Genomic DNA, 23,125 nt, shown 5'->3' with positions numbered 1-23,125 from the left:
ATTTCATATTATAAATTAAAACTATTACTTTTCAGCAACAATTTCGTAAGGTAATTCAACTACAACATCTCTGTGTAATCTAATGCTTGCAGCATATTTACCAGTACGTTTTACGATACCGCTAGTAATAAATTTTCTTTCGATAGAGTTACCAGCTTTTTCTAAAGCTTCAGCAATATCTATGTTAGTGATAGAACCAAAAAGTTTCTCTCCACCAGCTTTTGCGAAAATTTTAATTTCAAGTGCTTTCAATGCTTCAGCTATTTTCTTAGCGTCATCAACAATTTTAGCCTCTTTGTGTGCTCTTTGTTTTAGGTTTTCAGCCAATACTTTTTTTGCAGAAGGAGTTGCTAAAGAAGCAAAACCTTGAGGAATTAAAAAGTTACGACCGTAACCAGCTTTTACAGATACTACATCATCTTTAAATCCTAGATTCTGTACGTCTTGTTTTAAAATAAGTTCCATGTTGTTGTCCTTATATTTGAGAAGTTAGGTTCCATCTTACCGGAAACCAACAACTGTTGTTTAATATTATTTTAATAAATCGGCCACGTATGGCATTAAAGCTAAGTGACGTGCTCTCTTAACAGCTACAGACACTTTTCTTTGGTATTTTAATGAAGTTCCTGTTAAACGACGAGGAAGAATTTTTCCTTGCTCATTAACGAATTTCAATAAGAAATCTGCATCTTTATAATCGATATATTTGATTCCAGATTTTTTGAAACGACAATACTTTTTAGTTTTGTTAGTTTCTATGTTTAAAGGCGTTAAATATCTGATATCTCCGTCTTTTTTTCCTTTTGCTGATTGCTCTATTGTAGACATAATAATTAAGCTTTTGTAGATTTTAATTTTGTTCTTCTTCTCTCAGCCCAAGAAATAGCGTGTTTATCTAAACTTACAGTTAAGAAACGCATAACTCTCTCGTCACGTCTAAATTCAGTTTCAAAAGCAATAAGAACTTCTCCTGCTACTTTGAACTCAAATAAGTGATAAAAACCACTTTTTTTGTTTTGGATTTCGTAAGCCATTTTTTTCAGACCCCAATCCTCTTTTGATACCATTTCAGCTCCTCTACTAGTAAGAAATTCTTCAAATTTCGTTACTGTTTCCTTCACCTGAACCTCAGATAAAACGGGATTTAAAATGAAAACAGTTTCATAATGATTCATAAATACAATATTTATTTGTTAAAATTGGGTGCAAAAGTAACCATTTATTTTATATATCCAACACTTTTTTGCTTTTATTCGACGTATGACAAAAAATAAGCTCTAAATCTAGTTTTTTATTAAAAATAAATCTATATTTACTATTACATTCCCTAAATTTAAATGTTATGAAACTAAATTGTGTTGTAGTAGACGATAGTTCTATCCAAAGAACTATTATCTCAAAATTAGTCAATAATCATCCGAATTTACACTTAATAGGAGATTTTTCTAATGCGATTGAAGCTAGAAGTTGTATCTCTTTAAATAATATTGATTTGATATTTTTAGATATCGAAATGCCCGTTATAAATGGTTTTGATTTTTTAGATGGTCTAAAAACAAAACCTCAAATTATCTTCATTACGTCTAAAGCAGAATATGCATTAAAGGCGTTTGATTATGACGCCACCGATTATCTACAAAAACCAATAGCAATAGATCGTTTTAATGCTTCTGTAAAAAGAGCACTAGACCTATATGCCTTACGTACAGATGTAAAAGAAGATGAAGGAGAACATATTTTTATCAAAAGTAATCTAAAAAAACTTAAAATTTTCACTGCAAAAATTAAGTGGATTGAAGCTTTCGGTGATTATGTAAGAGTTGTTACAGAAGATGATAGTAATCTTGTACTTTCGACAATGAAGTCTTTTGAAAATGATTTATCAAAAGAAAAATTTATTCGAGTACATAAATCGTATATCATCAATATCGACAAAGTAGAACGTTTTAATAGCAAGTTTGCCGAAATCGGAATCACAAAAATTCCGTTAAGTCGAAACAAAAAAGAAGACCTCGTTCGTGCTTTATCTATAACACACTAAAACGTTTAATAAAAGTCGACATTTGTTACCACTCTTATCGCTCTATATTGCGCAACAGCCTCAAAACTATTCAGTATTTTCTGAATAGTTTTTTTTGTACCTCCCAACGGCACATTCTGCGGAATCTTAATTAAAATCGTTCGTATATACTCATTTCTTATTCTGCTAATAACAGGTTCTTCCGGACCTAAAACTGGCATATTCAAATTCTGACTCAAAACCTGATACAACCATATAGAACCTTCTTTTAGCTTATCAAAATCACGGTGTTTAAGCGTTAATTTAACCAGTCGGAAATAAGGAGGGTATTTATAAATTTGCCTGTCATACAATTGCTCTTTGTACATCCCGGCATAATCATTATTGGTTACTTGCTGAATTGTATTATGATTTGGGTTATAGGTCTGGATTACAACCTTACCTTGTTTCTCTGAGCGTCCTGCACGTCCTGAAACTTGCATCATCATTTGAAAACTTCTTTCGAAAGCACGAAAATCGGGATGAAACAACATATTATCGGCATTCATTATCCCTACCAAACTTACATTATCAAAATCTAATCCTTTGGCAAGCATTTGTGTTCCTACCAAAATATCTATTTCCCGATTTTTAAAACTATCGATAATTTTCTCAAACCCAAACTTACCTCGAGTTGTATCCTGATCCATTCTGCCTGTTTTGGCATTTGGAAAAAGCGCAAGTAACTCCTGCTCTATTTGCTCTGTACCAAAACCTTTGGTAGTTAAATCAATACTAGAACAACTATGGCAATTTGTTGGTTTTGCCATGCTATAACCACAATAATGGCATCGCAATTGGTTTTTATGTTTATGATAAGTAAGACTTACATCGCATTGCTGGCATTGCGGAACATGTCCACAAGTAATACATTCTATAATAGGTGAATATCCACGTCTGTTTTGAAACAATATAACCTGTTCGCCTAAACTTATCGCTTCAGAAATTGCTTCGGTTAAAACATCGCTAAAATGTCCAGTCATGCGTTTTCTAAAATACTTGTCTTTTAAATCGACCAAGGCTATATCTGGCATCCGAACATTGTTATAACGTTCTGTAACTGTTACTAACCCGAATTTTTGTGATTGTGCATTAAAATAAGTTTCTAAACTTGGCGTAGCCGAGCCCAAAAGAACTTTTGCTTTATGAAAGTTTGCCAGAACAATTGCCGCATCACGCGCATGATAACGTGGTGCAGGATCTACTTGTTTAAAAGTTTGTTCATGCTCTTCATCAACAATTAGTAATCCTAAATCTGCAAATGGCAAGAACAAAGCCGACCTTGCTCCTATTACTATTTGCGCATTTTCAGCATTCGCTAAAGTCTGATTCCAAACCTCAACACGTTCATTATTGCTATATTTAGAATGAAAAACAGCTACTTTATTCCCAAAATGAATTCGTAATCTACTTACTAATTGTGTAGTAAGTGCAATTTCGGGCAACAAGTACAAAACCTGTCTTCCTGTTGCTAAATACTCTTCTATAAGTTTTATATAAATTTCGGTCTTACCACTGGAGGTTACTCCATGAAGCAAACAAACTTCTTTTTCGATAAAACTAGTTTTAATTTCCTCAAAAGCAGTTTGCTGAACTGAACTTAGTTGTAGTTCTTTCTCGGTACTTTTTCCTGTAAAATTAATTCGGTCTTGTTGTAAAAAATACTCTTCAAAGATTTCTTTTTCAATTAAGGCTTTTACAATTGCCGATGATGATTGCGAAGCCTCAACCAATCTCTTAACTGTTATTGGTTTCTTTTCGGCTGCACTTAACTGAAAATATGCCATAACAATTTCTTTTTGTTTGGCAGCATTTTTAAGCACGTCTAGCAACTCACTTAACCCTTGATTGGAATCGTATTTGCTATGTAACTTAACATAACGAACCAATTTTGGCTTGTAACTTTCTTGTATCTCCTGCTGAAGTACAACAATATCTTTATCTATTAATTTTTGAAGAATAGGAAAAATATTCTTTTTATTTAAAATCGCAACAATATCCTGAACCTTAAGCGAACTCTGTTGTTGCAATGCTTCGTAAACCAAATACTCTTCGTCTGTTAAAACAGTTTGATCTATAAAAACATCTGCTTTATGCGAAATTACTGTTTCACTCTCTAGCAATAATCCGCTTGGGAATGCACCACGATATACATCGCCAATAGCACACATATAATAGGAAGCAATCCAGAGCCAATGCGCTATTTGAATTTCGGTAGCGATTGGTTTTTCATCCAGAATTTGATGAATTTCTTTGGCTTCATACAGCGTTGGTTCATCCTGATGTATATCCAGAACTAATGCAGTGTACATTTTGCTTTTACCAAAAGGCACAGCAACACGCATCCCTTTCTGAATAAAATTAAACTCTGCTTCGGAAATACGGTACGTAAACGTTTTGGCTAATGAAAGTGGTAAAATGACTTCTACAAAATGCATTTTAAAGATATGTATGTTTTAAAATAATAGTATTTGAAATACTATTATTTAGTTTTTAATTTTAAAGCAAATTTACTTTTTATCTGAATTCCCAGAAGCTTTTGCTGCATTATATTCTTTTACCATTTTTAAGGTATGGTTAAGAGATTGGAGATCTTTCCAATCATCATGTCCTGTGATGATATATACTGGTTTTTTGAATTTTGCCTGAACTTTTTTAATAGATTGCTCCCATTCTTTTACATCAGAATCTCCTAAGTAACCTAAATCTGTTGCATCGGTACTTTTTACAAAACATCCTCCGTACAGTATTTTTTCTTTATTAAACCAAACTACAACATTGTCTGGCGCATGTCCTTTACCTGGATAAAAAACCTCGAAACGGTGCTGACCAACTGTAAATGTAGTATCGTTTGGTATTATAAACTCAGCCCTTTTTTTACCTTCTTTTTCAAGAATCTGATCGGTTAGTTTTATAGTATATGTTTTTATACCTTTTTGTTTATAAAATCCCAAGCCTCCTGCTCTATCCTCGTGCGAATGTGTTGCAATATGCATAACAACATCTTTATGATGCCTGGCTTTTATGCTATCTAGCAATGGCTGAAATTGTGCTTCGTCCCAAGGGGCATCAAATAACACAACGCCTTTATCTGTAAGCAGATACATGGAGTTGGCAGAAATCAGGGTTCCTTTGTAATCGTGAAAAGTTTTATAAACATAAAAGTCACCTGTAAGATGACTTATTTGTAATTTATTATTTTCTGTTTGTCCAAAAGATTTTGTGAATCCTATGAGCAAAAATAATATCATTAATTTATTTCGCATTTTTTTTATAACTCAATTAAGTTTATTTAACTCTTACCCAATATTGTGTTTTTCCTAAAAGAGAAAATCCAATAAATCCGCGTAATTTCAATTTATTTGCAGAGTCTAATGTAATATAACATTTGTACACTTTACCGTTTGTTGGATCTAAAATTGTTCCTCCATTGTACTCATCACCATCTTTCTTTAAACCATTTATGATTACCATTCCTAAGATAGGCTTGTTTTTAAGCGCTCCCGAGCACGAAGTACACACATCTTTTTTGTGATCTTCACGAAGAATTTCAACTACTTTACCATAAATTTTACCTGATTGTTCATACACTTCTACAATCGATTTTGCTTCTCCTGTTTGATCATCAATAGTTTTCCATTTTCCGATTACAGTTTGACTTTGTACGTTGCCTATTACTACAAATAATAAGCCCATTGTTAAGATCCAGTTTTTCATGATGTTTGTTTTTTAGCCCTGATTACAGCGACATCCTTTATCCCGATTCTTTTAGGGATAAAGATATAGCGGAAAGCAGGAATAGCTTCTAAATGTTATTATTATTTTTTTGTCTTAATTTTCTGATTGTGGCATTTAGTTCGAAACCCAAAAGCAAAATCATACAGTTTATCCAAATGTAAAACATTAGAATTAATAATGTACCAATTGAGCCATAAAGTTCATTGTATTTTGAGAATTTTATAACCCAAATCCCAAAAAAGTATGAAGATATAACAATTAGGATTGTTGTAAATACGGAACCAATACTTATAAACGGCACTTTATTATACTGCTTGGTACCATAACGCAATAATATAGAAGATGTTATCAAAATCATTAAGATTACAAATAAGTAACGCCCCATGATAATAAGAGGAATCCTGTCGCTTAGAACATCCTGAATTGTTGTTTTTTGGATAAATACCTCAAAAACAACAATTGTAGCAACGGTTACAAACAATATAATTGTCATGACAAGCGATATTGCTAAGGCTACTAAATATTGACGAAAAAAACCTCGTTTATCAAAGACATGTTTTGATGATTCGAAACCACTAAGAATCCCGTTAATCCCATTTCCCATTAAAAAAATGGAAAGTAAAAAACCCGATGATAATAAACCTGAATGACTATTATTTAAAATATCGCTAATAATTTTGCTAATTGCATCATACGTATTTGGCGGAACTCCTTGCTGTACAAACTGCAAAAAATCTTGTTGAAATCCATCAATCGGAATAAACGGAATTAAGTTAAGTATAAACAGCGCAAAGGGGAATAATGCCATAAAAAAACTAAAAGAAACAGCACTTGCATGGTATGAAAATGCTCCTTCGATGATTCCAATAGTATATAATTCGAGTAAATCATACAATGAAAATCCTTCGAGCCATGGCAGTTTTATATTCTTTAAGAGACGAACCAGATAGCGTACTACAGGAACTTTATCAAGTCGCTCTTCTATTTCTACAGACATACTTTTTAAATTTTAGATTTTTGAGTTTAGATTACAATTCTAACTCACAAGTCGTAAGTCATAATTAAAACTTAAACTAAAATGCTTTTAAACTCAAATCCATATTATAAACCGAATGCGTTAATGCGCCCGAAGAAATATAATCGACTCCACATAAAGCATATTCACGAATTGTTTTTTCGTTAATGTTACCTGAAGATTCTGTTTGGCATTTATCACCGATTAATTCAACCGCTTTTTTAGTATCTTCATAATTAAAATTATCTATTAAAATACGAAAAACACCATCACTTTGTAGAATTTCTCTAATTTCATCAAGACTTCTGGCTTCGACAATTATCTTTAAATCAAGATTGTTTTCTTTAAGATAGGCTTGGGTTTTGGCTATAGCCAAAGTTATACCGCCAGCAAAATCGATATGATTATCCTTAAGCATTACCATATCATAAAGTGCAAATCGATGATTTTCGCCACCTCCTATTTTTACTGCCCATTTCTCGGCAACACGAAAATTTGGTGTCGTTTTACGGGTGTCTAATATCTTGGCATTTGTACCTTTTAAAAGTTGTACGTATTGGTTTGTTTTAGTAGCTATTGCCGACATACGTTGCATCGAGTTAAGCACAACACGCTCCGATTTTAAAATCGATTGTGAACTACCTGTAACATGCAGTACGATATCTCCGTATTTAACCGGAGTTCCGTCTTCGATGAATGTCTCGACTTTTAAACTTGGGTCAACATAATTAAAAATCATTTTAGCAAAAGCAACTCCTGCAATTATTCCATCTTCTTTTACCAATAATTTGGCTTTTCCTTGTGCATCTGCAGGAATACAAGCCAAAGAACTATAATCTCCTGTGCCTACATCTTCGCGAATTGCATTAAAAATAAGCAATTGTAACTCGTTCTGAAATTGTACTTCGTTAATCATTTTGTATGAATTTTAATAGAATGCTAAAGTAGGATATATTTTGTGGATTTGAAAATTTAGACGATTTGAAAATTTAAAACACATATTTTATTAATATCTGCCAGAAAAAGTCTTTAGCGAAAATATACAATCTCAGTCCCGAAATTTCGGAATAATCTCCTTGAGTTTCACAACACTGAATCCTCTGATTCTCTGAACCTCAGAAATAAAAAATGTCTTAAAATACTTTTTTAAAAACTTTTAGTAGTAGATAGTCTTTGCATTTTTAAACAAATTCGCAATGTAAATATAATCTTACTATTAAAAGATTAAATAAAGCTGATTTATTAGTACAAAAAAGTTTTACTAGTGCATTTTTAAAGTACTCATCCTAATTTATGACACTCAATTTTAAAAAAAAAATTAAATTCTTATTTATGAAAAAAATTATTCTCTTACTCTTCTGCATAACAATTATTACTTCGTGTGAAAAAGAAGATTTGACTTCGGCTGCCACAACCGCAACCACAAAATCTCTTACTTCAAAACAAGTAACGACAAACAGTCTCGATGCTTATCCTAACAAACGACAAAATAATTATCCTATCGTACTGGTTCACGGAATGTGCGGCTGGGGACGCGATGAAATGCTTGGTTATCGTTATTGGGGCGGACTTGGAGATACTCAAACCTATTTAAACCTTTACGGATATAAAACTTTTACGGCATCGGTAGGGCCAATATCTAGTAATTGGGATCGTGCTGTTGAGCTTTACTATAATATCGTAGGCGGAAGAGTAGATTATGGTGCTGCGCATGCTCTAAAACATGGACATAACCGTTATGGCGATACTTATCCTGGATTTTACAAACAATGGAGTGCTACTAATAAAGTACACATTGTTGGTCATAGTTTAGGAGGTGCGTCTCCAAGATTTTTAATTCAGCTACTAGAAAATGGAGATGCAGCAGAAAAAGCTTATGTCCCTAGTGGTCAAGAAGCTCCGACTTCGGACTTATTTAAAGGAAATAAAAAAAATTGGGTAGCAAGTCTTACGTCAATTGCGGGTGTGCAAAATGGTGCTTTAACTGTAGATTCTGGTTATTTTAGAGAGGATCTTATGAAAATGGTACTTGGAATGGGTGCTATAGGAGGAATTGGACTAGAGCAAAATACATTTTACAATTTTGACCTTGGTCAATGGGGATTACAACGCCAAAAAAATGAAACTGTAAAGGCATATTTTGACAGGATATTTGACAAAACATCTTCTGGCGCTCCATCATCGGCTCGTTTTTGGAATTCGCAAGATAATTGTATGTATGACTTGAGTGTAAAAGCAATGCAGGTACAAAACGAATGGGTTAAGAGTTCGCCAAATGTTTATTATGCATCATATACATTTAATGACATGGTTGAGCAAACTAATGGAACTTGGTCGCCAGCCTCTACTATGAGTCTTTTATTTAAGCTTGAAGCGGCTAATATAGGCCGAACCACAGCAAGCTTACCTCTTGGTTTTTTAAATTGGAGACCAAATGATGGACTAGTAAGTGTAGTTTCAAGTCAATATCCTATTGGGCATGATTATGTATTAATGGATCCTCTTAACAGAAAGTTGGCGCCAAAAGGTGTTTGGGATGTGCATCCTACTATTAAAGGGCAAGATCACTTAAGTGTTGTGGCTCCTGATTATTTACAATCAACTAGTACTTGGCTAAATAAATTTTATTTAGACATTGCTAAAGATTTATCTTATTTACCTAAATAATATTTTTTTCACCATTAAGGTATTAAGGAAAATTAAGCTTTACGCTCAATAAAACTTAATGCCTTAATGGTTTATTTTTACCTTTTTCACCATTAAGAGATTAAGAAAATTAAGCTTTACGCTCAATAAAACTTAATGCCTTAATGGTTTATTTTTGTATTCTTTTACCATTAAGAGATTAAGAAAATTTAAACTTTACGCTTTATGAAATTTAATGCCTTAATGGTTAATTTTTATCTTCTTTTACCATTAAGAGATTAAGAAAGATTAAGCTTTACACTTTATGAAACTTAATATCTTAATGGTTAATTTTTGTCTTTTTTACCATTAAGATATTAAGCAAATTAAGCTTTATGCTTATAAAAACTTAATGTCTTAATGGTTTATTTTTGTATTCTTTTACCATTAAGAGATTAAGAAAGTTAAGCTTTACGCTTTATAAAAACTTAATGTCTTAATGGTTATTTTTTGTCTTATTTACCATTAAGACATTAAGAAAATTAGGCTTTACGCTTTATGAAACTTAATGCCTTAATGGTTTAAATATTTTTCCTTTTGGTACATTATCTATTGTAAACATTAGATATCTTTGAACTTCAATTTACTATCAAATGGGATTAATTAAAGATATTTACTCGATTGCTTTTTACGAAAATTTTACTGATTGTGTAGCTAAAGTCATTCCTGACTTTGACAAACAACACTTTATGAATTTGATTTTTGATGCTGATTTTGTCAATAAAGAATGGAAAGATCGCATGCAGCATACTACAATTGTCTTACATGAATTTATGCCTAAAGACTTTGGAAAAGCAGTTTTAACAATTGAGAATATTATCGAGAATTTAAAGAAAAACAAATTTACTGATGGTAATCTGGCTTTTATCTTTTTTGCTGATTATATAGAGAAATACGGTATTGATGATTTTAAAACAAGCGCAAAAGCTTTTGTAATGATTACGCAATTTATAAGTTGTGAGTTTGCCGTTCGTCCATTTATTATTAAATACCATCAGGATATGATTGATGAAATGATAAAATGGTCTTTGCATGAAAATCACCATGTAAGACGCTTGGCTAGTGAAGGTTCTCGTTCTCGATTACCTTGGGCAATGGCTATTCCTGCCTTAAAGAAAGACCCTACGCCAATTTTACCAATATTAGAAAATTTAAAAACTGACTCGTCCGAATATGTTCGTCGAAGCGTTGCCAACAACCTCAACGACATTGTAAAAGACAATCCCGAAATTGTACTTGATATTGCTGCCAAATGGCAAAATATAAGCCCCGAAACCGATGCTATTATCAAACATGGTTCTCGCACTTTACTAAAACAAGGTAATGTAGATATCCTGAAACATTATGGCTTAGAGAGCACTAATATCCTATTATCTGAATTTGAAATTGGTACTCCAAAAGTAAAAATTGGCGAATACCTAGAATTTCAATTTTCATTGAATAATGCTAACTCTGAGAGTAAAACTATTCGATTAGAATATGCCGTTTATTATCAGAAATCAAAAGGGCATCTGGCTAAAAAAGTATTCAAAATTAGTGAGCGTATTTATCAGCCAAATCAATTGGTTAAGATTAAAAGAAACCAATCTTTTAAGATAATCACAACACGTGTATTCCATTTAGGAAAACATCAATTATCGATAATAATTAATGGTACTGAAAGCGAATTACTGGATTTCGAATTGATTTAATACTAAGAATAAAACAGTTGTTTCTTTAAAAACCATATAAGTGATATAAGGAAATATAAGTTTTCCTTAAATGAACTTACATAACTTATATGGTTCGTTTTTTTTTAAAATTTAGATAAAAAAATAGGTATTTCCTGAACAAGACCTTACTTATACCTCAAGGTTTTACACTAAAACTATGTTATTATTCTGCTAAAAAACATAAATATTTTTTAAAATATCAGACTTTTATCTGTAATTTTACTGCCGTGAAATGGATTAACATCATATTATCAGTTTATTTAATCGTGCTATCGTGCTTGCCTTGTGCAGATACGCTGGAAAGCGAAACTAAATCGCATACAAGCGAAATAGTAAGTAAAGATAATGGTCATCAATCTCACACAAAAGGATTGGACCTTTGCGCTCCTTTCTGTAGTTGTAATTGTTGCGCAGCTCAAGTTTTAACTGCAGCTCCTGCCATTACATGGATTTTTAACGAAGAGACAGCTCTTATTAAAAAGCCTTTATCATCTTACCATTCAATTCTTGCTTCCAATTTCTACGGAAGTATTTGGCAACCACCCCAAATAGTATAATGTAGCCCGCCCCGACGCTTCGGGATACGGGTAAATGTGTTGTGGTGTACCACAAAAAAACAGGCGATTTCTCGTCCTGATTTCTCATTCATTATATCCTGAAAATGTTAGATAAGATTATACAATTTAGTATAAAGAATAAATTCATTATACTATTACTAACCTTGGTTCTTATAGCCTGGGGAAGTTTTTCACTTAAAAATTTACCGCTCGATGCGCTTCCTGATATTACAAATAATCAGGTGCAAATTATTACTACCGCTCCTACTCTTGCGAGTCAGGAAGTAGAACAATTAATAACCTATCCGATAGAACAATCTCTAAAAACAATTCCGAAAGTAATTGAACTTAGAAGTATTTCTCGTTTCGGATTATCGGTTGTTACTGTTGTTTTTGAAGAAAATGCCGATACCTATTGGGCACGTGAACAAGTATTCCAGAGATTAAAACAAGCCGAAGAAAACATCCCTAAATATGCCGGAACGCCAGAATTGGCTCCAATTACAACAGGTCTTGGCGAAATTTATCAATACGATGTTTATGCCAAAAAAGGCTACGAAGATAAATACAATGCTACCAGTTTAAGAACGATTCAGGATTGGATTATCGTACCACAATTACAAGGTGTAAAAGGGGTTGCCGAAGTAAGCACTTGGGGAGGAAGCGTAAAACAATACGAAATTGCTGTTGACCCAAACCGCTTAAATAGTGCCGGAGTTACGATTACAGAAATTTTTGACGCTCTCGAAAAAAACAACCAAAATACTGGTGGTGCTTATATCGAAAAAGATGAATTCGCTTATTTTATTCGTGGTGTTGGTATGGCATCTGGAATAAAAGATATAGGAAACATTGTTATTAAAAATAGAAATGCTACTCCTATTTTGGTTCGTGATGTAGCAACGGTACAATTAGGAAATGCCATTCGTTTTGGTGCTACAACCAAAGATGGTAAAGGCGAAATTGTAGGTGGTTTAACGCTAATGCTAAAAGGAGAAAACTCTAAAGCAGTTGTAGAGCGTGTAAAAGAAAAAATGATTGAGGTAAACAAGATGTTACCCGAAGGTGTTGTTGCCGAAGCATTTATTGACCGAAGCAAACTGGTAGATAATGCAATAGGAACTGTTACTAAAAACTTACTGGAAGGAGCTTTAATTGTAATTTTTGTACTGATATTATTCTTAGGAAACCTTCGTGCAGGACTAATTGTAGCTTCTGTGATTCCGCTAGCGATGCTGTTTGCTGTAATCTTAATGAATGCCTTTGGCGTAAGCGGAAACTTAATGAGTCTTGGAGCAATTGACTTTGGAATTATTGTCGATGGTGCCGTAATTATTGTCGAAGCCACGATGCATCATTTGCAAAAACTCAAGAAGAAAAAAGAATTAACTCAATCTGAAATGGACGAAGAAGTATATGCTTCAGCTTCAAAAATCAGAAATAGTGCTGCTTTTGGAGAAATCATCATCCTGATTGTTTATCTCCCAATATTAGCTTTGGTTGGAACCGAAGGAAAAATGTTTAAACCAATGGCAATGACAGTTGGTTTTGCCGTTATTGGTGCATTTATATTATCGCTTACTTATGTCCCGATGATGAGTGCCATGTTTTTATCTAAAACCACTGAGCATAAACCAAACTTTAGTGACAGAATGATGGCTTGGTTCGAAAAAATATATGCTCCATTCTTAGATAAAGCATTGCGTTTTAAGAAAGCTGTTTTAGGTATTGCTGTTACATTATTTGTTCTTGCTCTTGTAACGTTTCAAAACATGGGAGGAGAATTTATTCCTACTATCGAAGAAGGAGATTTGGCCATTAATGCTACGATCATGACAGGAAGTTCTTTATCGCAAATGATAAAAACAACAACCCAATATGAGAAAATGCTTAAAGCAAAATTTCCAGAGATTAAAACCATTGTAACCAAGATAGGAAGTGGCGAAATCCCAACCGACCCGATGCCTATAGAAAGTGGAGATTTGATTATTGTGCTAAAAGACAAAAAAGAATGGACGAGCGCAGATAATTGGCAAGACCTTGCACATATGATGAAAGAGGAAATGGAAAAAATTCCTGGAGCCAATATCGAAGTTTCTCAGCCTATTCAAATGCGTTTTAACGAATTAATGACAGGTAGCCGAAGTGATATTGCTATTAAAATTTTTGGAGACAATCTGGATGTTTTGGAAAGAAAAGCCAATGAATTAATTTCAAAAATCAATAAAATTGAAGGTATTGGTGACCTTAAAGCCGATAAAGTAAGTGGATTGCCTCAGATTACCATAAAATATGATTATGATAAAATCGCCTTGTATGGTCTGAATATCGAGGATTTAAATAAAATTCTTCGTTCTTCGTTTGCAGGAGAAGCTGCAGGTAAAATCTATGAAGAAAACAGACGATTTGATATCGTAGTTCGAATGAACAAAGACAATCGTAACGACATTAACGATGTGAGTAATTTATTTATTCCGTTGCCAAATGGTCAGCAAGTGCCACTTTCGCAAGTTGCAACTGTAGATTACGAGCAAGGTCCAGTACAGGTAATTCGTGAAGATGGTAAACGTAGAATTACTATCGGACTAAATGTTCGCGGACGTGATGTAAAAAGTGTTGTAGAAGAAATTCAGCAAAAACTGGACAACAATTTCAAACTTCCTGCAGGATATTATGTTACTTACGGAGGACAATTTGAAAACTTAATAGAAGCCAATAAACGTCTTTCTATTGCTTTACCAATTGCTTTGTGTTTAATTTTGGTTTTACTTTATTTCACTTTTAAAAGCACTAAACAAGCCGCTTTGATATTTACCGCAATTCCGCTTTCGGCAATTGGTGGTGTATTTGCATTGTGGATGCGTGGAATGCCGTTTAGTATTTCGGCAGGAATTGGTTTTATTGCTTTATTTGGAATTGCAGTGTTAAACGGAATTGTACTAATATCCTACTTTAACCAGCTTAAAGCCGAAGGTATTACAGATCCTTTACAACGTGTATTAATTGGAACCAAGACAAGATTACGTCCTGTTTTAATGACCGCTGCCGTAGCCTCTTTAGGTTTCTTACCAATGGCATTATCTACTAGTGGCGGTGCCGAAGTACAAAAACCTCTTGCAACAGTTGTAATAGGCGGTTTATTCTCGGCTACATTACTTACACTTATTGTTTTGCCGATACTATACTTATTATTCGAAACGAAAATTAAAAGAAAAACGACAATGATAAAACCTATAGTAACAGTGCTTTTATTACTTATTAGCAGCTTTTCTTTTGCACAAAACAACCAACCTATTGGTTTGGATAAAGCAATCGAAATGGCAAAAACTAATAGTATTAACTTGAAAATTGCTGATAAAGAGATAGAAAAACAAACGGTGCTTAAAAAGACAGCGTTTCAACCCGACCCTTTGCAAGTAGAATATCAGGGAGGGCAATTTAATAGTGCTTCATATGATAATAATGTTTCGGTACAGCAATATTTTCCTATCGGAAAAATCACCAAAGCCAACCGACAATTGCAGGAAGAACTGGTAAAACTAGCCGAAAAACAAAAAGCTTTATCCGAATATGAAATCGAAAAAGCCGTAACGCTAGCCTATTATCAATATCTATACGGTGTTTCTGTTCAAAAACTAAATACCGAATTATTCAATGTGTATGCTTTGTTCCTAAAAAATGCAGAACTTCGTTTTAAAACAGGCGAAAGTGGCAATATAGAAGTTATTAGCGCAAAGGCTAAATCTAAAGAAATTGAGACCCAAAAGGCACAATTAGAATACGATTTGGCTATTTATCAGAAGCAATTACAGTTTTTTGTTCGAACAAAAGAAAATATTGTGCCTGATAGTACTACACCGCTTCAATTTGCTTCTCTCACCGAATCTAATAAATCGAAAGTAGAAGGTTTGATGAATGATTATTATCAGCAACAAATTTCGGTTTTCCAAAAAGAAGCCAATACGTTTAAAGCACAACGTACACCAAAATTAGGTTTAGGTTATTTTGCTCAGACTATCGATACTAAATCTATGTTTCAAGGATTTACAGCTGGTTTACAAATTCCGTTGTTTGGAGGTGTAAATACGGCTAAAGCCAAAGCAGCTTCGATAAGTATTGCACAATCACAACTGGAATTAGAGAAAAATCAATTTTCACTGGAATTACAAATGCAGGAACTACAAAATGAATTTGAAAAACAGGAAAAAGGGTTACATTATTATCAAACAGAAGGTTTGCAGTATGCAGAACAAATTATTACGACAGCACAAAAAAGTTATGCTAACGGAGATATGAGTTATTGGACGTATATCAGTTTTTTAAATCAAGCAATTGATATCAAAAAACAATATGCTGAGACTTTGAATACATACAATCAAAGTGCCATTCGATTACAATTTCCAACAATTTCCAATAACTAATATTCCATACAATGAAAAATATAAAGAACACAATACTCCGAACTTCTACTCTACTTCCAATTGCTTTTTTAATGCTGGCTTTAACATCATGCAACGAAAAGAAAACAGAAGAAGCACATGAAGAAGAAAAGGAACAAACAGAAGTATCATTAACCGAAGCGCAATTTAAGACAGTTGGAATTCAATTTGGTAAAGTCGAAAATCGCAACCTCAACACCATTATTAAAGCCAATGGATACACAACAGTTCCTCCTCAAAATTCGGCTCAAATAGCTACATTACTTGGCGGAACAGTTAAAGATATCTTTGTTCTGGAAGGTACTTTTGTAAATAAAGGAAAAGTTTTGGCAACCATCCAAAATCTTGAAGTTGTTGGAATGTTAGAAGATTATAAATCGGCTACAGCCAATATCGAGTATTTACAATTGGAATACAATCGTCAGAAAACATTGGCTGATGAAAATGTAAATCCCCGAAAAATATTTCAGGAAGTAAAAGCAAAACTAGCTGTAGAAAAAGCAAGAGCACAAGCTGCAAAAAATAGATTGCAAGCATTAAATGTAAGCACAAGCAGTAACAGCGCATTAATACCTATTACATCGCCAATAAGTGGTTATGTGGGGAAAATAAGCATTGCCAAAGGTGCATTTGCAGATACAGGAATCCCGTTGTTTGAAGTAGTTGATAATAGCCAGATGCACTTAGATTTGAACGTATATGAAAAAGATTTAGGTTCAATTTCAATCGGTCAGGAAGTCGATTTTATTCTTACCAATCAATCTAATAAATCGATAAAAGGAAAAATATTTGGTATTAATAAATCGTTTTCTAACGAAAGTAAAACTGTTGCGGTTCACGCCAAAATAAACCCAGATGATGCCAAAGGATTAATATCAGGAATGTATGTTTCTGCTAATATCAATTTAAACAGTGCCACAGTTCCATCTTTACCTAAAGCAGCTGTTGCAAAAAATGGGGACAAATTTTTTATCTACATAAAAGAAGATTCACATCCTCATCCTGAAAAAGGAGCAAAACAAGAATCTGAAGCAGAACACAAAGAGGAGCATGAAGAAATACACTTTAAAGCAATAGAAGTTATTCCTGGTACAACCGATATGGGATATACCGAAATAAAATTTGTAACTTCAATCCCTGAGAATAGTCAAATTGTTACACAGGGTGCTTTCTACTTATTAGCAGCCCAAAAAGGCGGTGGAGAGCACACACATTAATTTTTATATGAATAATAAGCAACATTGGGAAAATGTATTCACGACCAAAACTCCAAATGAAGTAAGCTGGACACAAGAATATCCTAAAACTGCAATAGATTATATAGAAAACATAAAACTATCAAAAACTGCCAATATCATTGATGTTGGCGGTGGCGATAGTAATCTGGTCGATGCTTTATTAGACAAAGGTTTTCTAAACATTTGGATATTGGATATTTCGGCAGCAGCACTAGAAAAAACAAAAACACGCTTAGGCGAAAAAGCTAATTCAGTACATTGGATTGTCTCGGATATTACAGAATTTATCCCTGATGTAAAATTCGATTTTTGGCATGACAGAGCCGTTTTCCATTTTCTAACTAATGACGAAAGTATCAATAAATATGTCTCCATTATCAGTGATGCAGTCAATCCTAATGGTCATTTTTTATTAGGCACATTTTCAGAAAATGGACCATTAAAATGTAGCGGATTAGAAATAAAGCAATATTCTGAAAAGAATATGAAAGATACTTTCCAAAAAAGTTTTGAAACAATAAAATGTTTTACAGAAGATCATATTACACCATTTAACACAACACAGAATTTTCAATTTTGTGGATTTAAAAAGAAATAAATATGAACCATCAACATAAACCCGACGAGAATAATAAGCAAGTAGATTGTAAAGTCCCCGATAAAAAATCTTCAAAAAATACGAATTCAGGATGTTGTTCCCATGATGAGCAAGAAACTCATGATGATCACGACGGGCACGACCATTCGGGAGGAGACCAAACCGTTTTCCAGATGTTTGCTCCAGCAATAATTAGCTTTATTTTATTAATTATTGCTATTGTTTTTGATAATTATTTGCCACAAAACTGGTTTACGGGATGGATACGAATCGTTTGGTATGTAATTGCCTATTTACCCGTAGGTTTTCCAGTCGTTAAAGAAGCATTAGAAAGCGCCCGAAAGGGTTCTTTCTTTTCAGAATTTTTACTCATGAGTATTGCTACAATCGGAGCTTTTGCCATTGGCGAATATCCCGAAGGAGTTGCAGTAATGTTGTTTTATGCTATTGGCGAAACTTTCCAGACACTGGCAGTTACCAGAGCAAAAGCAAACATTAAATCATTACTCGACCAACGTCCTGATGAGGTTACTATTCTGGAAAATAATCAGCCAAAAATAATTAAAGCCGAAAGCGTTCAAATTGGGGCTATTATTCAGCTTAAACCTGGAGAAAAACTAGGTTTAGATGGAGAATTACTCTCTGATAATGCTTCGTTTAATACAGCGGCTTTAACAGGCGAAAGTAAACCTGACACCAAGAGCAAAGGCGAAAGTGTTTTGGCAGGAATGATAAATCTAAACTCAGTAGCCGAAGTACGCGTTACAGCATTATATACCGATAGTAAATTATCTAAGATTCTGGAAATGGTTCAGGATGCAACCGCTAAGAAAGCGCCAACTGAATTGTTCATTAGGAAATTTGCCAAAGTATATACACCATTTGTAGTGTATTCCGCAATTGCAATCTGTTTATTGCCTTACTTCTTTGTAGATGAATATATCTTCCGCGATTGGTTGTACCGAGCATTGGTATTCTTGGTTATTTCCTGTCCTTGTGCCTTGGTTATTTCTATTCCACTAGGTTATTTTGGCGGAATTGGAGCAGCAAGTAAAAACGGAATATTATTTAAAGGTTCTAGTTTCCTTGATATCATGGCAGCCATTCAAGTTGTTGTAATGGACAAAACAGGAACATTGACCAAAGGTGTTTTTAAAGTTCAGAAAGTAGTTGCAATAGATATTCCAGAAGCAGATTTAGTAAAATATACCGCAGCGCTCGAAACCAAATCAACGCATCCAGTAGGAACTGCCATAATCGAATATGCAAAAGGTACTGAAAAAGGTGTTTCGGTTACTGATGTAGAAGAAATTGCAGGTCATGGTTTAAAAGGAAAAGTTGATGGAAACGAAATCTTGGCAGGTAATGCTAAACTATTAAAGAAATTCAACATAAGTTATGATTCCGAAATAGACAATACACCGTTTACTATAATCGTAATTGCCATTAACCAGAAATATACAGGTTACTTTTTAATCGCCGATGAAATTAAAGAAGATGCCAAACAAGCGATTCAGAGTTTACATTCGATAAACGTAAAAACAGTTATGCTTTCGGGCGACAAAACTGCTGTTGTTAATGCTGTAGCAAAAGAACTAAATATTGACGAAGCCTACGGAGATTTATTGCCTGAAAACAAAGTCGAGAAAGTAACAGCCTTAAAAGACAAAAACCTGAAAATTGCATTTGTTGGCGATGGTGTAAATGATGCACCAGTTGTAGCACTTGCTCATGCAGGTATTGCAATGGGCGGTTTAGGAAGTGATGCTACAATTGAAACTGCAGATATCGTTATCCAAAACGACCAACCAACAAAAATTTATACAGCTATAAACATTGGTAAAAAAACAAAGCAGATTGTTTGGCAAAATATCACTTTAGCATTTGTTGTAAAAGCTGTTGTGCTAATACTTGGTGCAGGAGGTTTAGCAACCATGTGGGAAGCTGTATTTGCAGATGTTGGTGTTGCTTTATTAGCGATTCTAAATGCCGTAAGGATTCAGAAAATGAAATTCTAAGATATTCTATTAATAGTTTAAAAAGGGCGTTTGTACGATTTTGTATGAACGTCCTTTTTTTGTTTTGAGAAAACACAATACTGTCATTTCTGACAAACTAGGCAACTTTGCGTGAGATTTATTCGGTACAGTATTGCAGCTGTTTTTTTAAACTTAATGACATTTAGAATCTAGACAAGAGAAAATCCGTCCCGACGCTTCGGGATCGTGTTTTCACTTTAGCGAATCAGTCTCATCCGCGTTCCCTTCTAGACAATCTTTGTCGAGAATACAATTAATCATAATTTACTAAAATTCATCATTTTAAAAACAAACAACTGACAACCAAAAACCTTCAACTAAAAAAAATTAAATAATATTCCTTACTTTTATACTAACTCACTTCTTAATCTACATTAAGTTACATTTTTCATAATGAGAGTAACTTTGTATAACAATAAAACAAATACATTATGAAAACTAAAAATATAGAAATAGTAGTAGCTCCAAGACAACCACATTATGTTGGTGATGGATTTAGAGTGCACAATTTTATTCCAAGTGTACCACAATTAAGTATGAAACGCATGAGCCCTTTTATCATGCTAGATTATAATTCAAAATTTTATTTTCCGCCTACAAATACTCCAAAAGGTGTTGGTGTACATCCACATCGTGGTTTTGAGACCGTAACTATTGCTTATAAAGGCAAAGTAGCACATCATGATAGTAGCGGAGGTGGCGGAGTAATTGGCGAAGGCGATGTACAATGGATGACTGCAGCATCGGGAGTTTTGCACAAAGAATATCATGAAGAAAATTTCAGTAAAACTGGAGGTGATTTCCAAATGGTACAACTTTGGGTAAACTTACCTGCTAAAGACAAAATGTCGAAACCTAAATACCAAGGAATCACTAATGACCAAATTAATAAATATGAACTTCCTGAAAATGGTGGTCATATCGAAGTGATTGCTGGAGAATATAAAGATGTAAAAGGAACTGCATCTACCTTTACTCCTTTGCACTTGCTTAATGCAAGATTACTTAAAGGCGGAAAAGCAGCTTTTAATTTCCCCGCAACTTACAATACTGCATTATTGGTTATAGAAGGTAGTATAACAGTAAACGATATTACAAACGTACCGACAAATCATTTGGTTTTATTCGAAAATGAAGGCGAAGATTTTCATATCGAAGCACAAGAAAATAGTATCGTATTGATTTTAAGCGGAGAACCAATTAAAGAACCAATTGCTACTCACGGACCTTTTGTAATGAACACGCAGGAAGAATTAGTTCAGGCTGTAAATGATTACAATAATGGTAAATTTGGAACTCTGGAAGATTAATTTAAAAAATATAATATGTCAAACGTAAATCTAATTATTGAAGAACGCGCTGCCAGTATTGGTAATTTTATGGTAGGAAGATTATTGCCCTTTCGGCAAAAAAGAGCCGTTGGACCATTTGTGTTTATTGACCATATGGGACCGGTTCATTTAAGCGAACAAGAAAATTTAGATGTTCCGCCACATCCTCACATCGGATTATCTACCCTTACCTTTTTATTTGAGGGAAGTATCATGCACAAAGACAGTTTAGGATCCGAAATAGAAATCAAACCCGGAGCAGTAAACTGGATGACAGCAGGAAAAGGAATTGTGCATTCTGAAAGAACACCACAATACTTGCGTGAATCTAAAAAAACGCTTCATGGATTACAAATTTGGGTAGCGTTACCAAAAGAATTGGAACAAATGGAACCTAATTTTGTGCATGTAGAAGCCAGTGATATTCCGAGTTGGGAAAAAGATGGAGTTTCTTATAAGCTAATTGCAGGAGAAGCTTTCGGAAAAAAATCACCAGTTCCCGTGTATAGTCCGTTATATTTTATTGAGATCAAAAGCACGTCGGCTCAAAAAATAAACATCGGAAAAGATTTATTTGGAGAAAGCGGATTATATATTCTTGACGGAAGTATAAAAGCTGATGGACATACATACGACCCAAAACAAATCCTGATTGCAAACGACAGTACCTTATGCGAATTTGAAATCGCTGCCAATACAACCGTTTATATATTTGGAGGAACTCCATTTCCAGAAGAACATTTCATTTTTTGGAATTTTGTTTCATCAGACAAAGAAATATTGGAAAAAGCAAAACAAGACTGGGAAGCACAAACTTTTCCAAAAGTCCCTGGTGAAACCGATTTTGTCCCTTTACCAAAACCTCAAATACGATAAATTTATGAATACGATAACAGCAAGTATTGACACAAGAAAATATCGAACGGAAATAAAATCGGCAAGCGGTAATATTGTTATTGCTGATGAGCCACAAGAAATGGGGGGAAAAAATCTAGGCTTCTCCCCTTCCGAGTTATTGGCTTCTGCATTGGCATCTTGCACATTGATCACATTACGTATGTATATTGACCGTAAACAATGGGATGTTACAGAAATTAATATTTCGGTAGATTTTGAGCGAAACTCAGAACAAAACGTTTCCTTATTAAACCGCAAGATAGAGATAACAGGAAATGTAGAGGAAACTCAAAAGGAAAGGCTTTTAAAAATTGCCAATAGTTGTCCAATTCACAAAACGCTAACAAACACGATACAAATACAAACAACTTTAGACTAAATATTATGGAAATAGAACAAATAAACGAAGGAAGAAAAGGATATTATAAAGCAGTAGAAGACGGAAAAGAAGGTGGAAGAATGACCTATACTTGGGCTGGAGATACTAAATTTATAATTGACCATACCGAAGTAAATCCCGATTTTAACGGTAAAGGTGTTGGGAAAAAACTAGTTATGGCAGCAGTAACATATGCTCGCGAAAACAATCTAAAAATCATTCCGCTTTGTCCTTTTGCGAAAAGCGTATTTGATAAAACGGACGATATAAAAGATGTATTGTTTCATTAAGAGATGCAAAGGGACAAAGGTTTTGAGCTGCAAAGATGCTGAGGTTCTAAGTCACAACCTTGTCAGACTGAGCGGAGTCGAAGTCACAAAACATAAGAACTAAAGGTTCTCTAAAGACGCACTGTTGTGCGTCTTTTTTTTACATCAA

General features: G+C 33.9%; 20 protein-coding genes. 12 read left to right on the top strand and 8 right to left on the bottom strand.

The window, feature by feature from the left end; all coding sequences use genetic code 11:
• Positions 1–24 precede the first annotated feature (24 nt).
• The 3 genes from rplI to rpsF form a co-directional block, all read right to left on the bottom strand.
• Positions 25–465 (bottom strand): 50S ribosomal protein L9, encoded by a 441-nt coding sequence (rplI, locus tag SHI72_RS05055; RefSeq protein ID WP_039114527.1) that lies wholly within the window; start codon positions 463–465, stop codon positions 25–27.
• 66 nt (positions 466–531) lie between these two features.
• Positions 532–828 (bottom strand): 30S ribosomal protein S18, encoded by a 297-nt coding sequence (rpsR, locus tag SHI72_RS05050; protein WP_002987043.1) that lies wholly within the window; start codon positions 826–828, stop codon positions 532–534.
• Positions 829–833: 5 nt separating this feature from the next.
• Positions 834–1,175, bottom strand: coding sequence for a 30S ribosomal protein S6 (gene rpsF, locus SHI72_RS05045; protein WP_035628733.1), 342 nt, complete (start codon positions 1,173–1,175; stop codon positions 834–836).
• Positions 1,176–1,342: 167 nt separating this feature from the next.
• On the opposite strand from rpsF, the gene SHI72_RS05040 reads away from it, so the two are divergent.
• The gene (locus tag SHI72_RS05040) at positions 1,343–2,041 is read left to right on the top strand and encodes a LytR/AlgR family response regulator transcription factor (RefSeq protein WP_035628734.1); all 699 of its coding nucleotides are present in this window, start codon (positions 1,343–1,345) and stop codon (positions 2,039–2,041) included.
• Between the two features lie 5 nt (positions 2,042–2,046).
• Here the strand turns inward: SHI72_RS05040 and priA are convergent, their stop codons facing one another.
• The 5 genes from priA to nadC form a co-directional block, all read right to left on the bottom strand.
• Complete coding sequence (gene priA / locus SHI72_RS05035) at positions 2,047–4,497, bottom strand: replication restart helicase PriA (protein ID WP_323489249.1); 2,451 nt, start codon at positions 4,495–4,497, stop codon at positions 2,047–2,049.
• 72 nt (positions 4,498–4,569) lie between these two features.
• Positions 4,570–5,325: a subclass B1 metallo-beta-lactamase gene (gene bla-B1-FLAV / locus SHI72_RS05030; RefSeq protein WP_323489248.1), complete on the bottom strand. Its 756-nt coding sequence runs from the start codon at positions 5,323–5,325 to the stop codon at positions 4,570–4,572.
• 22 nt (positions 5,326–5,347) lie between these two features.
• Positions 5,348–5,776: a DUF2147 domain-containing protein gene (locus SHI72_RS05025; protein ID WP_039114535.1), complete on the bottom strand. Its 429-nt coding sequence runs from the start codon at positions 5,774–5,776 to the stop codon at positions 5,348–5,350.
• An 88-nt stretch (positions 5,777–5,864) separates the two neighbouring features.
• Complete coding sequence (locus tag SHI72_RS05020; RefSeq protein ID WP_039114536.1) at positions 5,865–6,794, bottom strand: YihY/virulence factor BrkB family protein; 930 nt, start codon at positions 6,792–6,794, stop codon at positions 5,865–5,867.
• A gap of 76 nt (positions 6,795–6,870) precedes the next feature.
• Complete coding sequence (nadC, locus tag SHI72_RS05015) at positions 6,871–7,728, bottom strand: carboxylating nicotinate-nucleotide diphosphorylase (protein ID WP_039114538.1); 858 nt, start codon at positions 7,726–7,728, stop codon at positions 6,871–6,873.
• Between the two features lie 416 nt (positions 7,729–8,144).
• Between nadC and SHI72_RS05010 the strand changes: the two genes are divergently transcribed.
• The 11 genes from SHI72_RS05010 (at position 8,145) to SHI72_RS04960 (ending at position 22,977) form a co-directional block, all read left to right on the top strand.
• Positions 8,145–9,479, top strand: a complete 1,335-nt coding sequence (locus tag SHI72_RS05010) for an esterase/lipase family protein (RefSeq protein WP_131474494.1) — start codon at positions 8,145–8,147, stop codon at positions 9,477–9,479.
• 611 nt (positions 9,480–10,090) lie between these two features.
• Positions 10,091–11,188, top strand: a complete 1,098-nt coding sequence (locus SHI72_RS05005) for a DNA alkylation repair protein (protein WP_323489247.1) — start codon at positions 10,091–10,093, stop codon at positions 11,186–11,188.
• A gap of 248 nt (positions 11,189–11,436) precedes the next feature.
• Positions 11,437–11,766 (top strand): DUF6660 family protein, encoded by a 330-nt coding sequence (locus tag SHI72_RS05000; protein ID WP_323489246.1) that lies wholly within the window; start codon positions 11,437–11,439, stop codon positions 11,764–11,766.
• 104 nt (positions 11,767–11,870) lie between these two features.
• Positions 11,871–16,187 (top strand): CusA/CzcA family heavy metal efflux RND transporter, encoded by a 4,317-nt coding sequence (locus tag SHI72_RS04995; protein ID WP_323489245.1) that lies wholly within the window; start codon positions 11,871–11,873, stop codon positions 16,185–16,187.
• Positions 16,188–16,198: 11 nt separating this feature from the next.
• On the top strand, positions 16,199–17,422 hold the full coding sequence (locus SHI72_RS04990) for an efflux RND transporter periplasmic adaptor subunit (RefSeq protein ID WP_323489244.1): 1,224 nt from the start codon (positions 16,199–16,201) through the stop codon (positions 17,420–17,422).
• Positions 17,423–17,429: 7 nt separating this feature from the next.
• Entirely contained in the window at positions 17,430–18,041 is a 612-nt protein-coding gene (locus SHI72_RS04985) for a class I SAM-dependent methyltransferase (RefSeq protein WP_323489243.1), read from the top strand.
• Between the two features lie 2 nt (positions 18,042–18,043).
• The gene (locus SHI72_RS04980; RefSeq protein WP_323489242.1) at positions 18,044–20,059 is read left to right on the top strand and encodes a heavy metal translocating P-type ATPase; all 2,016 of its coding nucleotides are present in this window, start codon (positions 18,044–18,046) and stop codon (positions 20,057–20,059) included.
• A gap of 452 nt (positions 20,060–20,511) precedes the next feature.
• Complete coding sequence (locus SHI72_RS04975; RefSeq protein WP_039117646.1) at positions 20,512–21,390, top strand: pirin family protein; 879 nt, start codon at positions 20,512–20,514, stop codon at positions 21,388–21,390.
• A gap of 15 nt (positions 21,391–21,405) precedes the next feature.
• Entirely contained in the window at positions 21,406–22,287 is an 882-nt protein-coding gene (locus tag SHI72_RS04970) for a pirin family protein (protein ID WP_323489241.1), read from the top strand.
• 4 nt (positions 22,288–22,291) lie between these two features.
• Entirely contained in the window at positions 22,292–22,687 is a 396-nt protein-coding gene (locus SHI72_RS04965; protein ID WP_323489240.1) for an OsmC family protein, read from the top strand.
• A 5-nt stretch (positions 22,688–22,692) separates the two neighbouring features.
• Positions 22,693–22,977, top strand: coding sequence for a GNAT family N-acetyltransferase (locus SHI72_RS04960; RefSeq protein WP_035628749.1), 285 nt, complete (start codon positions 22,693–22,695; stop codon positions 22,975–22,977).
• Positions 22,978–23,125: the final 148 nt, after the last annotated feature.

It is taken from the genome of Flavobacterium sp. PL02 (genome assembly GCF_035013205.1).
Lineage (GTDB): Bacteria > Bacteroidota > Bacteroidia > Flavobacteriales > Flavobacteriaceae > Flavobacterium.
The sequence above is the reverse complement of the archived record's forward strand: the minus strand, read 5'-3'. Positions and strand labels throughout refer to the sequence as shown.